Origin of the sequence: Haloferula chungangensis (assembly GCF_042664875.1) — a bacterium.
Classification (GTDB): domain Bacteria; phylum Verrucomicrobiota; class Verrucomicrobiia; order Verrucomicrobiales; family Akkermansiaceae; genus Haloferula; species Haloferula chungangensis.
Genome location: NZ_JBHTBS010000009.1, coordinates 82,704 through 96,036, shown reverse-complemented (window position 1 = coordinate 96,036; position 13,333 = coordinate 82,704). Strand labels below are relative to the sequence as shown.

Genomic DNA, 13,333 nt, shown 5'->3' with positions numbered 1-13,333 from the left:
CCCCGCGACTCCTCTAGCTGGTGCATTGCAACAATGACCCTTCCCTCAAGCGCCGATTTCAGAGAGCTTGCGCGTGCTAAGCGCCTCAACAAAGGAATCACGATGAAAGGCATACTTTGGATCCTCATGATGGGAGCGCTGGCTTGCGGGATGACGGCTCAGGTGGCGGAGAGCGGTGCCCAGGTCGACGCATCCGGGAAGAAGCGGATTCGCCTGTGGCCGATTGATCAGGTCGGCGGCGAAGCAAACCGCCTCAAGCAGGATTCCGAAGACCGCGGTGGCGGCAAGATAACTTACCGGAATATCAAAGACCCCAACCTGACGGTCTATCAGGTCGAAAGCGATCGCCCGACCCCGGCGGTGATTTATTGCCCGGGAGGCGCTTACAAACAGGTGTCCGTTCTGCAGAGTTACATCGAGTGGCTGAATGGCATGGGCATCACGGTCTTTGCGCTGAACTACACCGTACCGAACGATCGTGAGGCCGCTTTCAAGGATGGGCAGCGGGCGATCCGCCTGGTGCGTCATCAGGCTTCAAAGTGGAACATCGATCCCAAGCAAATCGGCCTCATTGGCAATTCGGCAGGCGGGCATCTGGTATCCCGGCTCAGCCAGAACTACACCACATCCGCCTACCCCGCACTGGATGAGGCGGATCAGGAAAGCAGCCAGCCTCAGTTCGTCATCGTCGTCTCCGGCGCGTACTACGCGACCGAAAGCCCGGGAACCGAACTCGCTGAGGAGTTTCATCACAAGCACCCTGTCGCCCCCACCTTGCTGGTCTACGCGAAAGACGATCACAACCACTACCCGGGCGGACTTGCTTATGCAAGATCCCTCAAAGCGGCGGACGTCTCAGTTCGGATGATGAGTTATGATCATGGTGGGCACGGGATGAAGGGAGTGAACTGGTTCCCCAAATGCCGGAAGTGGCTAAAAGAAGTTGGCCTTGAGGTCCCTGAAGACAAGTAACACCATCCTCTCAGGCCTCCGTCCTTTCCACTCGCCTTCAATAGAGTCGAGCCGTTTGAAATAGCATTTCCTAATCTTCGCGACCTTCGCGACCTTCTGTAAAAACTCCCTTTCAATTCTCCGCGGAAGGAAAATTCCACAGAAGGAAACGAAGATAACGAAGGAGGAGGGTTTGAAATGGCACTTCCTAATCTTCGCGTCCTTCGCGTCCTTCTGTAAAAACTGCCTTTCGGTTTTCCGCTGAAGATGAATTCCACAGAAGGAAACGAAGATAACGAAGAAGGATGGATTGAAATGGCACTTCCTAATCTTCGCGTCCTTCGCGACCTTCTGTAAAAACTCCCTTTCGATTCTCCGCGGAAGGAAAACTCCACAGAAGATCGCGAAGACCGCGAAGGAAGATGATCTGGAATGGCTCTTCCCGGTCTTTGTTGCGTTCGTTCCCTTCTGTAAAAACTGCCTTTCGGTTTTCCGCTGAAGATGAATTCCACAGAAGGAAACGAAGATAACGAAGAAGGATGGATTGAAATGGCACTTCCTAATCTTCGCGTCCTTCGCGACCTTCTGTAAAAACTCCCTTTCGATTCTCCGCGGAAGGAAAACTCCACAGAAGATCGCGAAGAACGCGAAGGGGGCTGTTTTGGAATGGCACTTCCCGATCTTTGTTGCCTTCGTTCCCTTCTGTAAAAACTGCCTTTCGGTTTTCCTCTGAAGATGAGCTCCACAGAAGGAAACGAAGATAACGAAGAAGGATGGATTGAAATGGCACTTCCTAATCTTCGCGACCTTCGCGTCCTTCTGTAAATCTGGCTTTCGGTTCTCCGCTGAAGGAAAACTCCACAGAAGATCGCGAAGACCGCGAAGGAAGATGATCTGGAATGGCTCTTCCCGGTCTTTGTTGCCTTCGTTCCCTTCTGTAAAAAACGCCTTTCGGTTTTTCGCTGAAGATGAATTCCACAGAAGTGGAACGAAGATAACGAAGAAGGATGGATTGAAATGGCACTTCCTAATCTTCGCGTCCATTGCGTCCTTCTGTAAAATCTGTCTTTCGGTTCTCCGCGGAAGGAAAATCCCACAGAAGATCGCGAAGACCGCGAAGGAAGATGATCTGGAATGGCTCTTCCCGGTCTTTGTTGCCTTCGTTCCCTTCTGTAAAAACTGTCTTTCGGTCTTACTCTGAAGATGAGCTCCACAGAAGGAAACGAAGATAACGAAGAAGGATGGATTGAAATGGCACTTCCTGATCTTCGCGACCTTCGCGTCCTTCTGTAAAATCTGTCTTTCGGTTCTCCGCGGAAGGAAAACTCCACAGAAAATCGCGAAGAGCGCGAAGAATGGGGATGAAGCAGACTTTGGTGGCAAGAAGCGCTGTCGGCTGGCAGTATCATGAGAATGGGCAGGAATATTCTCTCGCCCTGTCCCAATCGATCCTGCTGCTGGCCTCGTAGGGGAGGGATTGGAACCCTACAAAAACCATGAAATCCAAACTGACTTTCCTCGCCTTTTTCCTGGCCCCCTTCTCCCTGCTTTCGGCAAAGGATGTTTATGTCGACGCGGCGCTTGGCGACGAGGCCAATCCCGGGACTCTGGAGAAACCCTTCAAGCGGATTCAGCAGGCGGCGGAGGCGATGGCCGAGGGCGACATCTGCCATATTCGGAGCGGAGTCTACCGGGAGACGGTGGTTCCGACGGTCGATGGGGTGACTTTCAAAAACTACGCTGACGAGTATGTGCTGATCACGGGATTGGACGTGATCGAGGGATGGGAGCCCTACGAGGGAGAAATTCTGAAGGCGAGGTCGGAAAGAAAGATCAGCCAGGTCTTTGTCGACGGGCAACGGATGCACTGGGCCCGTTACCCGAACGAGGACGGAGATATGCTGAGCACCGACGAGCTGGCCCCCGTGGACATCCAGACGGAGAAGCCCACGGGGCTGGTGACTTTTTCCCGAATGGAGTCCAAGCCCGACGGCTACTGGAAGGGCGCGTATTTCATGGGTCTGCCGACGACTCGGAACTGGTGGACGGCCCACCGGGGAAAAATCGAGTCCTCAAGCGGTAAGACCATTTTGTGCACGGAGTTGAGTGCCATGTGGAGGAATCCCAACTTCCAGTTCACCGGCGAGGGCGCCGGATACATCATCGGGCACCTGAACGCCTTGGACACGGCGGGAGAATGGCATTGGGAGGAGAAGACCCTGTATTTGTATCCTCCCGAATCATCGGAAGGAGAAACGAGCCTGATCGAGGGAAGGACGCGCACTCATGGATTCAATCTCACGAACAAGAAGCACATCACGCTGGAGGGACTGCATTTCAAGGCGGCCGACATTCATTTGCCCGAATCGGATCATTGCACCATTCGCAAATGTACGGTGCGCTACGGCGGCCCCTTTGAGACCTTCTTCGCGGGTGGCACGAGCCAACGGGAAGCCTGGGCGGACTTTGAGAACGGAGCGTCCTGCATTTTCGTGGGTGGCGACCACAATATTGTTAGAGACTGCTATGTCGGAAGAACCTGGACCCACGGCATATCCCTGTGGGGCAATCACAACCTGCTCGAGAACTCCATCGCCGAGCAATGCAACTGGCAGGGAGAGCGGTGTTCGCCGATCTGGGCGCCCGGAGACGACAATAGGATTCTGCGGAACACCAGCAGGTATGGCGGCCGCGATGGGGTCGAGTTGGGGAATGGAAGACTCGGGATCAAGGTGGCGCATCGTGCGCTGGTTCAGTTCAACCACATCCACCATCACGGTTATCTCGTCCCCGACTCCGGGCTCTTGTATGCCAATAACCAGGGGACCTCTCCTTTGGCGAATACCGAGATATCCTATAATGTGCTTCATGACTTCATGAGCGATCACAAGGGGGCGGTGGGAATCTATCTGGACAACTCGAGCAGTGGTTACAAGGTGCACCACAACGTGATCTGGAAAGCCCACGACGGGCTTCGCACCCGCTCGGCAACGCAGAACTATTTCGTAAACAACACCATCATGGACGTCGCGAAAGCGATCGAGGTTCGCGGAAACGAGAAGCCCGGGGCGGTGATTGTCACCCGGAACAATCTGGTCAGCAGCGATGCCTTTCTTTACGGGATCGACAAGTCGCACAACCAAGTCGCGGATCCGCAGGAGTTCGTCGATCCCGCCGGCCGGAATTACCAGTTGAAGCCGGGAGCTGCGGCCATTGATGCCGGAGCGCCGGTGGCAGGCATCAGCGAGGATGGGGCGGATGCGCCGGACCTGGGTGCCTATGAGTTCGGCAAGCCCGCATGGAAGGCTGGCGCCGAGCTGGAGGTGCCGGATTTCCCGGACGAGAAGAAGGGCTGGATTTCCGAAAGAGGCCGCAATGCAAGTTCGAGGTGATGAGCCACACGCATCCCCCACCCTCCATCGATGAGCTCAAACTCTCCCAACTCGAGGACGAGATCGGTGAAGTCACCCGTGTCGCCAAAGAAGGCATTGGCTATCCCTCAAATGTCGGTAGAAACCCCGTAGACGCGATTCGGCGTCGGCTTTGATCCATGAAAAATTCCATGATGCAGAAACTTGTTCGTGCCTTCGTCTTGCTGGCGACCGCACCCATTATCAGTGCTGGCTCCTTGGCTGCCGAGCGACCGAATGTGGTGATCCTTTACGCCGACGACATGGGTGTGGGCGATGTTTCCTACGGCGACAGCGAGGCGAAGATCCAGACTCCGAACATTGATCGCCTGGCCAGTCAGGGAATGACTTTCTCCGACGGTCACAGTTCCTCGGGGATCTGCACGCCGAGCCGCTACGCGCTGCTCACTGGTCAGCACCATTGGCGGAGTTTCCACGACATCGTCAATGCCTTCGAGCCGTCAGTCTTCAAACCGGGTGAGTTCACCATCGCACGGATGTTCCACAAGCAGGGCTACACGACTGCGTGCTTCGGGAAATGGCATCTCGGCTGGGACTGGGATGCGATTCGCAAGCCGGGAGTGACCAAGAAGGAATGGCCGAAGGCCGAGTCCTACGATTGGACGAAGCGCTTCCCGGGTGGACCGGTGGACCAGGGCTTCGATCACTACTTCGGCGACGGGACGATCAACTTCCCACCCTACTGCTGGATCGAAGATGACCGTTTCGCAACCATTCCGACCAGGCCGGTGATCAAGTCGAAGCCACTTGCCGGGGGCGGCGGCTTCCGCCCCGGTCCGATGGCCGAGGGCTGGAACCCCTACGAGATCCTGCCGACGGTCACGGAGAAAACCGTCGAGTGGATCAAGAAGCAGAAAGCAGACAAACCCTTCTTTGCCTATCTTGCCTTCAACTCGCCGCATTATCCGATCGTCCCTAACAAGCCATTTCAAGGGAAGTCCAAGGCCGGCTACTACGGCGACTTCGTCATCGAGACCGATGCGATGGTCGGCAAGGTGCTGGCGGCTCTGGAGGAGAAAGGCTTTGCCGAGAATACCATCGTCATCTTCACCGCCGACAACGGCACGGAGAAGCACGCCTTCCAGAGGTTGGAAGAATTCGATCAATGGAGTTCGGGAGAGCTGCGGGGACTGAAACGCGACCTCTACGAGGGTGGCCACCGGGTGCCCTTCGTCGTCAGCTGGCCTGGCAAGATTGCCGCCGGGTCGCGCTCGGATGAGGTGGTGAGCCAAGTCGACTTCGCGGCGACCTTTGCCGAGATCATCGGATACGAACTCGATAACAAAGTGGCGATCGACAGCTACAACATCCTGCCCGTGCTCAAAGGTGAGAAATACAAGCGTCCGCTGCGCGTGGCCACGGTTCAGAACACGAACAAGGGCAAGTATGCGCTGCGCCAAGGCGATTGGGTGCTGATCGATGCGTCCTCGGGCTCCCACTCCGGCGAGCCGGCGGCCTACCTCGAGCACTTCGGTTTGGAAAGCTATCCGAAGGACAATCCCGGCCTGCTCTTCAACCTGAAGGAGGATCCGCGGCAGACCAAGAATCTCTATCAGGAACATCCTGAGAAGGTCGCGGCCATGCGTCAGCTCCTGAAGCGCTACACGGAGGGAGAACGCTGCGCTCCCGAGAGAAACTAAAGACCCGAATCATGAGAAAACCCTCTATTTTCAGAGCCATCCTGGCTGGTGGCATGAGCCTGATCGGTGTGGCCATGGCGGCCACCGAGAAGCCTAACATCATCTTCATCATGACCGACGACCAGGGTTACCCGGTAGTCGGGGCGCACGGGCATCCGTGGATCAAGACGCCCCACATGGACGAGATGCATGATCAGGGCATTCGCTTCGACCGCTTCATGATGGGCTCGACCTGCGCACCGAGCCGCGCGGGGATCATGGCGGGCGTGCATTCGATCCGGAATGGAGTGACCCACACGATCTATGAGCGGGAGAGACTCAATCTGGAAGCGACGACGATTCCCGAGGTCCTGAAGCCGGCTGGCTACGTCTCGGGAGTCTTCGGCAAATGGCATCTGGGTGATGAAGCCCCTTACCAGCCGGAGAACCGAGGCTTCGACGAAGTCTTCATCCATGGTGCCGGCGGGATCGGTCAGGCCTACAAGGGTTCCTGCGCGGATGTGCCGCGGAACAGCTACTTCGACCCCGTTTTCAAACACAACGGCACTTTTGTGAAGACCAAGGGTTTCTGCACCGACATCCTGTTTCAGGCGACGCTTTCCTGGATCGAGAAAGTGAAGGACCGGCCGTTCTTCGCCTACCTCTGCACCAATGCGCCGCACAGCCCCTTTGTCGCGCCTCCCAAGTATTCGAAGCGTTTCGAGGATCGGGGTTTCAATCCGAAGGTGGCCGCCTTCTACGGGATGATCGAGAACATCGACGACAATATCGGACTGATGCTCGAGCAACTCGAGAAGTGGGACTTGATGGACAACACCATCGTCATCTTCACCTCCGACAACGGCATGACGACTGGTGGATGCGGCATGAGGAAGAAACAGGGACGCCCCCAGGTGAAGCTCGGTGAGGATGAAAACGGCGACGCGATGATGAGCTACAACGCGGACATGAAGGGGCTCAAGAGTACCGTCGATGAAGGCGGCGTGCGCGTGCCCTTTTTCGTCCGCTGGGACGGGATGATCAAGGAAGGACGCACGGTAGATACGGTGGTGAGCTACTTGGACATCCTGCCGACGCTGGCGGACCTGGCCGGAGCTGAACTCAAGGGCAAGCAGGACTTCGAGGGCAGGAGTTTGAAGCCCCTTTTGCTGGAGAAGGACCCGTCGTGGACGGACCGTTTTCTTTTCCAACACGTCACCCGCTGGGACCTCCGCGACGATCCAGACAAATGGAAATGGAAGAATTACTCAGTGCGCAATCAGCGCTTCCGGCTGGTCGAGGACGCGCTCTTCGACATGCAGAATGATCCGAGTCAAAATGTCGATGTGTCAGACAAGTTTCCCGAAGTCGCCTCTGAAATGAAGAAGGCCTACGAGAAATTCTGGGATGACGCCCGTCCGCTGATGATCAACGAGGATGTTCCTCTGGCGAAAGAGAAACCCTTCCACGTGGACTACAACAAGCAGAAGGAGACCATCGGCATCCCTCTGTGGAAAAAATGAAAAATTCGGGTGTTTCCGAGAGTAGAGGGCTTTCATTCGAGCTGGCCTGACGCCCCCCTCCCCATCCGAATGGCAATAACCCATTCCACCAATCAATTCATGAAAACCCTAACATCACCGATTTCCAGTATCCTGTTCGGCCTCTTTTCCGTCGCCCAGGCGGCGGACATTTACGTGGCTCCTTCCGGGGCTGATTCGAATTCCGGCGACAAAGCCCAACCGCTGGCCTCGCTCGCCGCGGCCCAGACGAAGGCCCGAACATTCGCCGGCAAGGAGTCCGTCACCGTGCACCTCGCCGATGGCATCTACTATCTTCCGGAGACCCTGGTCTTCACGCCCGACGACTCGGGCAGCGAGGCGCACCCGGTGACTTACAAGGCCGTGAACGAAGGTGGCCCCGTGCTGAGTGGTGGATCCGAGCTCAAGCTGACGTGGGAGGCTCACAAGAGTGGCATTTTCAAGGCCGCGACTCCCGAGGGTCTCGTGATCGATCAGGTCTTCATCGATGGCAGAAACCAACGAATGGCGCGCTATCCGAACTACGATCCGAAGAAGAAGGCTGAGCCGTATCAGGGCTTTGCGGCGGATGCTTTCTCAAAGGAACGCGCGAAGAACTGGGCGGATCCGACCGGCGGCTACATCCATTCCCTGCACAAGTCGCGCTGGGGTGGCTACCACTACCGGATCACCGGCAAGGACGCGAAGGGTGAAGTCACCTACGAGGGCGGTTGGCAGAACAACCGTCAGATGGGGATGCACAAGGACTACCGGATGGTGGAGAACATCTTCGAGGAGCTCGATGCCGAGGGCGAATGGTTCCACGACGCCAAGACGAACACGCTCTACTACAAGCCGGTGGCTGGCACCGACCTGAATTCGGCCAAGGTCGAGGTGGTGCGCCTGCGTCACCTGATCGAGTTCAAGGGCTCGGAGGAAAAGCCAGTCGAGCACATCGCCCTGCAGGGCTTCGTCGTGCGTCACGCGGCCCGCACGTTCATGGATACCAAGGAGCAGCTGCTGCGCTCGGACTGGGCAATCTATCGGGGCGGCGCCATTTTCCTAACAGGCACCGAGGATATTCAAATTCTCGATACCGAGTTTGACCAGGTCGGCGGCAACGCAGTCTTCGTCAACAATTACAATCGCAACACCTTGGTGAAGGGCTGTCACATCCACGACGCGGGCGCCAGCGGCGTGTGCTTCGTCGGCGAGCCGGATGCGGTGCGCGACCCCTTGTTCGAGTATCATGAAACCAACGACCTTTCGAAGATCGACCGCACGGTCGGCCCGAAGACCAACAACTATCCTTCGGGATCCGCGGTCGAGGACTGCCTGATTCACGGCATCGGACGCGTCGAGCGCCAGCCGGCCGGTGTGCAGATCTCGATGGCTCAGGGCATCACGGTGCGCGACGTCTCGATCTACGACTGTGCCCGCGCAGGCATCAATATCAGCGAGGGCACCTGGGGCGGTCACTTGATCGAGCGCTGCGATGTCTTCGACACGGTGCTGGAGACCCACGATCACGGATCATTCAACTCCTGGGGCCGTGACCGCTTCTGGCACAAGGACCGTGGCTATTCCCAAAAGGAAATCGACAAGGATCCGGAGCTTCCTTTCCTCGATGCCATGAAGACCACCGTGATCCGCGACAGCCGCTGGCGCTGCGACCACGGCTGGGACATCGACCTCGATGACGGCTCGTCGAACTACGACATCTATAATAACTTGATGCTGAACAACGGCCTGAAGCTGCGCGAAGGCTTCCGCCGCCACGCATGGAACAACATCACCGTCAACAACGGCTTCCACCCGCACGTCTGGTATGTCAGCAGCAAGGACAAGGTCTATTCCAACATCTTCATGACTCCGCACAAGCCGGCACGCATGAGCACGCCTTTCACCAAGGATGGCACGATGGTGGACCGCAACCTCTACGCGGCGGACGAAGCCAGCGTGATGAAGATTTCCAAGAAGTTGGGCTGGGATGCGAACTCCGTCTTCGGCGACCCCATGTTCGTCGATCCCGCCAAGGGTGATTTCCGAGTCAAGGATGGCTCACCTGCCCTGAAAATCGGCTTCAAGAATTTCCCAATGGACCAGTTCGGTGTGAAGAAGCCGTCGCTGAAAGCGATTGCGCGCACTCCTGAGATTCCCGCATTGAAGGCCTCCGGAGGCGAGGGTAAGGCGTCGAGGAGCATGAAGTGGCTGGGCGCCACTCTCACCGACTTGTCGGGCGAGGATTTCTCCGCCTACGGCGTCAGCAAGGAGGAAGCCGGCGTGGCTCTTTCGGAGCTTGCCGGGAATGCCGCGGCGGCCAAGGCCGGCCTGAAGGATGGCGATCTGATCCAAGCGGTCGATGGCCGCAAAACCCCGAACGTCCGGCAGTTTGGCCGGGTGATCCGAGGGGCGAAAGGAACGGTCAAGCTCAAGGTCGTTCGCGATCAGACCGCGATCGAAGTGGAAGTCACCCTCTGAGTTTCTCCCCCACCCCTTGATCTTATGAGAGCCTTCCTGATGGCATTCCTCGCCTGCCTGAGCCTGCCGGTTCAGGCGGCGGACTCGTCCCGACCAAACATCGTTTTCCTGATGACGGACGACCAGCGCTGGGACTGCTTCGGCTGCTATGGCAGGCCGGAGTTCCGCACGGCGAACATCGACCGGCTCGCCGATCAGGGGGTGATCTTCGACAAGGCTTACCACACGGTTGCCATCTGCATGCCGAGTCGCGCCACGATCTTCTCCGGGCGCTACTTTTCAAACCACCGGGTCGGCTTCACCTATCCTAACAACCTGACCTTTCCCAAGAAGGATTTCAACGACACCTATCCGGCGAAGCTCAAGGGTGCCGGCTACCGCACCGGCTTTGTCGGGAAATTCGGTTTTCCCGTGACCGAGGAGGCCTATCACACGAGAGATCAGGTGACAGGCTACGACCTCGAGGAGCACCTGTCCCCCTACTTCGATTTCTTCGCGGGAAACGGAGTTCACTTCAGAGGTGACTTCGCGACCTGGCCGGAGGACGACAAGTTGAAGGAAATCTTCGACCCGAAGCGCCCGAAGAATGAGCGGACGCTCAAGACCGGCGACGCGATGATCCGTTTCCTCGAGACCCAGCCGAAGGACCAGCCGTTCTGCCTTTCAGTCAGCTTTTACGCGGTGAAGAACGACAGCGACCAGGACATGTATCCTCCGCACGTCAAAGAGTTCGCCGATGTCGACTTCAGCGTGCCGGAAAACTGGGTGGAGGGAAAGAACACCAAGCTGCCTGAGGTGCTCGATCACTGGCGCGGCGTCGGCCTGCACAAGGCCCGGACCTCCACGCCGGCACTCTATCAGAAATTGGTGAGACGCTTCGCGACGCAGGGCTACAGCGTCGACCAGCAGGTCGGGCGCCTTGTCGCGAAACTCGAGGAGATGGGGCAACTCGACAACACCGTGATCATCTACACCTCCGACAACGGCCGTTTCCATGGCTCGCATGGACTCTACGACAAGGCGATCCACTACGACGAGTCGATGAAGGCGCCGCTGGTGGTTTTCGACGGTCGTTTGGCACAGGAAAAGCGAGGCCGCCGTGAAACCGCTCTGATTTCGATGGTCGATACGGCCCCCACGATTCTTTCGCTCGCCGGTGTCAAAGTGCCCGAGCGCATGCAGGGCCGGGACTACTCCGGGGTGCTCAACCAGACCGAGGACATGGCGGATTGGAGGAGCGAAGTTTACAACGAAAGCCTGTTCCTCTCGAAGCTCCATGGACAGCGCAGGAATCCGAAGGTCGCGGAGGTGAACGAGCGAATGATTGCTGAGAACCAGTCCTACCGATCGCGGGGTGTGACCGATGCGCGATACAAGTATCTGATCTACTACGAACATAGTCCTGTCATCGAGGAACTCTACGATCTGGAGAAGGATCCTTCCGAGATGAACAACCTCGTCGACAGCCCGGAACACGCGGAAGTGCTGGAAAAATTGCGCGGGCGGACGAAAGAGATCTATCAGGAGATCATCATCGACCACGCCGAGGCGACTGCGGAGACGCCTGCCCCGGCCTCAGCGAAAGGCGGCACGCAGAACCGGACTCCAGCAGCCATGAAGGTGCCGACTTGGAAGCCCTTCGTCATGAAAGGCGCTACGTTGCTTGTTGAGTCGGCTGAGACGGCCGATGGCTTTCGCGAGTTGAAGCCGACGGAGAGCGCTGGTGATTTCACGGCCAACCCGAAGACCTCAAACGACCCGCTCAAGTCGCTTGGCGACGGTCGACTTACCAAGGGCATCGGCCCGGTCTTTCCAAACGGCGTGCGGAACGGTGCCTACCGAATCGACCTTGGCTCGGCGAAAGCCGTGCGAGCTGTCACCAGCTGGTCGCACAACTACAAGGGCGCTCGGGGCGCACAGAAGCTGGCCATCTACGGAAGCAATGCAACGAACGATCCGGGCTGGGATCTGAGCAAGTTCACCGCCCTCGGCACAATCGATACGACCGACCGAGCCAAGTCGGAATTCACCGCCGCGTCCCTGCGTGCCATCGAAGGAAAATCCCTTGGAACCTTCCGATGGATCGTCTGGGCGGTTTCGCCGGTCACTCCCAGCGGTGGTGGCGAGAACACCGCCTTCCAGGAGTTTGCTGTCGAGACGGATCAATAGCGCCGGGCGGCTCGGCGGATCTACCCAGCTCATGATAATTGAGACCTGGGAAGCAGGTGGAGACCCATATGAGTTTGCAGTTTGGCGGCAATCACTTTGGCGCATGACGCTGGAAGACACAAATTCATTACAATTCGATGAATTTGAAATCGGTGAATTGAGGAGTTCGGATCGACTATCCTCATTTTTTGGGATTATCCGATGGATCGATCTCTCATAGGTTCGCGGCAAGTTTAAGAAAAGCCCAACAATGAATCTCCGCCGCAAATTATTCTCCTCTCTGGCCGCATCGCTGTGTGTTTCAGCGGCTCACAGCGCCACAATCTATTCTCAGGATTTCACCGCCAGCAACCCGATTGATGGTTCGGGAACCCCTGAAGAAATCCTGAATAACACCCTTTACGTCAGCTCGGGCCAAACTATCACCGGAGGTAGTTCTGAAGCCCAGGCTACCAATGGAGATTACACCATCGCTCTGGGACGAAATTCCGCCGTTGATGACGGTTATATTTTCAATGCTGACCCAAGCTATGTGCCAGCAGGCCAGAATGGCGGTGCGAGTGGCACCTTTGCTCCAGGCACAGGATTCGCCGGGATTGATCAGAACTATGTGATCACGACGGGGAGCATCACCATCGACGATCAAGGGACTTCTCGCACCGGCACGGTCTCAATTAACGCGAACGCCTTCAATGTTGGTGGCGAATTTTTGAGCCTCAACCTGATCCAGATCGAAGAGGACGATGCGACGGGAAAAGTTACCCTCATCATTGACTATGACGCCTTTGGTGATTTTGACGGGAATGAAAACCCCACCATCACCACGAATTTCGGAGTCAGCGGCGACCTGACGGCCTACAACTTTTTCGATGCTGCTGAAGCCGCCAACAGCATTGGAGCGAATAATGGTTTTGCTGAGGTGTTGAGCTTCACCCTGGTCGAAGGAGTGCCGGAGCCATCATCGGTTGCCTTCCTCGGACTTACCGGTCTCGTTCTTCTGGGCCGCCGCCGTCGGTAAAACTGCGCATATCGACACAGCCTGGGATCCTCCAGATGAGCACCCTTTCGGGAGTGCTCACCTTGATGATGAGCGCCGTCTGTTCACATCAAGAAATCGAAGGATGCTTCCCAGCTGAGTTCCACCAACATTTGCTCCCATAGA

9 protein-coding genes are annotated in these 13,333 nt (G+C 57.1%); 8 read left to right on the top strand and 1 reads right to left on the bottom strand.

Annotated elements, in window-relative coordinates:
* Window positions 1-102 precede the first annotated feature (102 nt).
* Window positions 103-972: an alpha/beta hydrolase gene (locus ACFQY0_RS16200; RefSeq protein ID WP_379714479.1), complete on the top strand. Its 870-nt coding sequence runs from the start codon at window positions 103-105 to the stop codon at window positions 970-972.
* Here ACFQY0_RS16200 and ACFQY0_RS16195 read toward each other — a convergent pair.
* Entirely contained in the window at window positions 934-2,334 is a 1,401-nt protein-coding gene (locus ACFQY0_RS16195; RefSeq protein ID WP_379714476.1) for a hypothetical protein, read from the bottom strand. The two genes, ACFQY0_RS16200 and ACFQY0_RS16195, sit on opposite strands and share 39 nt — an antisense overlap.
* A 113-nt stretch (window positions 2,335-2,447) precedes the next feature.
* Here ACFQY0_RS16195 and ACFQY0_RS16190 point away from each other — a divergent pair, with 113 nt between their 5' ends.
* The 7 genes from ACFQY0_RS16190 to ACFQY0_RS16160 all read left to right on the top strand — a co-directional run bounded on the left by ACFQY0_RS16190 (window position 2,448) and on the right by ACFQY0_RS16160 (window position 13,189).
* Complete coding sequence (locus tag ACFQY0_RS16190; protein WP_379714473.1) at window positions 2,448-4,343, top strand: right-handed parallel beta-helix repeat-containing protein; 1,896 nt, start codon at window positions 2,448-2,450, stop codon at window positions 4,341-4,343.
* Window positions 4,343-4,498: a hypothetical protein gene (locus tag ACFQY0_RS16185; protein ID WP_379714470.1), complete on the top strand. Its 156-nt coding sequence runs from the start codon at window positions 4,343-4,345 to the stop codon at window positions 4,496-4,498. The genes ACFQY0_RS16190 and ACFQY0_RS16185 overlap by 1 nt, the downstream gene beginning before the upstream one ends.
* A 3-nt stretch (window positions 4,499-4,501) precedes the next feature.
* On the top strand, window positions 4,502-6,022 hold the full coding sequence (locus ACFQY0_RS16180) for a sulfatase family protein (protein WP_379714467.1): 1,521 nt from the start codon (window positions 4,502-4,504) through the stop codon (window positions 6,020-6,022).
* 11 nt (window positions 6,023-6,033) lie between these two features.
* Complete coding sequence (locus ACFQY0_RS16175) at window positions 6,034-7,524, top strand: arylsulfatase (protein ID WP_379714464.1); 1,491 nt, start codon at window positions 6,034-6,036, stop codon at window positions 7,522-7,524.
* A 99-nt stretch (window positions 7,525-7,623) separates the two neighbouring features.
* Window positions 7,624-10,002 (top strand): right-handed parallel beta-helix repeat-containing protein, encoded by a 2,379-nt coding sequence (locus ACFQY0_RS16170; RefSeq protein WP_379714461.1) that lies wholly within the window; start codon window positions 7,624-7,626, stop codon window positions 10,000-10,002.
* Window positions 10,003-10,026: 24 nt separating this feature from the next.
* Window positions 10,027-12,171 carry a sulfatase-like hydrolase/transferase gene (locus ACFQY0_RS16165; RefSeq protein ID WP_379714458.1) on the top strand — a complete coding sequence of 715 codons (2,145 nt, stop codon included), beginning with the start codon at window positions 10,027-10,029 and terminating at the stop codon, window positions 12,169-12,171.
* A gap of 250 nt (window positions 12,172-12,421) precedes the next feature.
* Window positions 12,422-13,189 carry a PEP-CTERM sorting domain-containing protein gene (locus tag ACFQY0_RS16160; protein ID WP_379714455.1) on the top strand — a complete coding sequence of 256 codons (768 nt, stop codon included), beginning with the start codon at window positions 12,422-12,424 and terminating at the stop codon, window positions 13,187-13,189.
* Window positions 13,190-13,333: the final 144 nt, after the last annotated feature.

What these genes read in the sequence shown, in the direction of transcription:
- ACFQY0_RS16200 (WP_379714479.1), top strand. Translation starts at nt 103, where the DNA reads ATGAAAGGCATACTTTGGATCCTCATGATGGGAGCGCTGGCTTGCGGG.
- ACFQY0_RS16190 (WP_379714473.1), top strand. Translation starts at nt 2,448, where the DNA reads ATGAAATCCAAACTGACTTTCCTCGCCTTTTTCCTGGCCCCCTTCTCC.
- ACFQY0_RS16185 (WP_379714470.1), top strand. Translation starts at nt 4,343, where the DNA reads ATGAGCCACACGCATCCCCCACCCTCCATCGATGAGCTCAAACTCTCC.
- ACFQY0_RS16180 (WP_379714467.1), top strand. Translation starts at nt 4,502, where the DNA reads ATGAAAAATTCCATGATGCAGAAACTTGTTCGTGCCTTCGTCTTGCTG.
- ACFQY0_RS16175 (WP_379714464.1), top strand. Translation starts at nt 6,034, where the DNA reads ATGAGAAAACCCTCTATTTTCAGAGCCATCCTGGCTGGTGGCATGAGC.
- ACFQY0_RS16170 (WP_379714461.1), top strand. Translation starts at nt 7,624, where the DNA reads ATGAAAACCCTAACATCACCGATTTCCAGTATCCTGTTCGGCCTCTTT.
- ACFQY0_RS16165 (WP_379714458.1), top strand. Translation starts at nt 10,027, where the DNA reads ATGAGAGCCTTCCTGATGGCATTCCTCGCCTGCCTGAGCCTGCCGGTT.
- ACFQY0_RS16160 (WP_379714455.1), top strand. Translation starts at nt 12,422, where the DNA reads ATGAATCTCCGCCGCAAATTATTCTCCTCTCTGGCCGCATCGCTGTGT.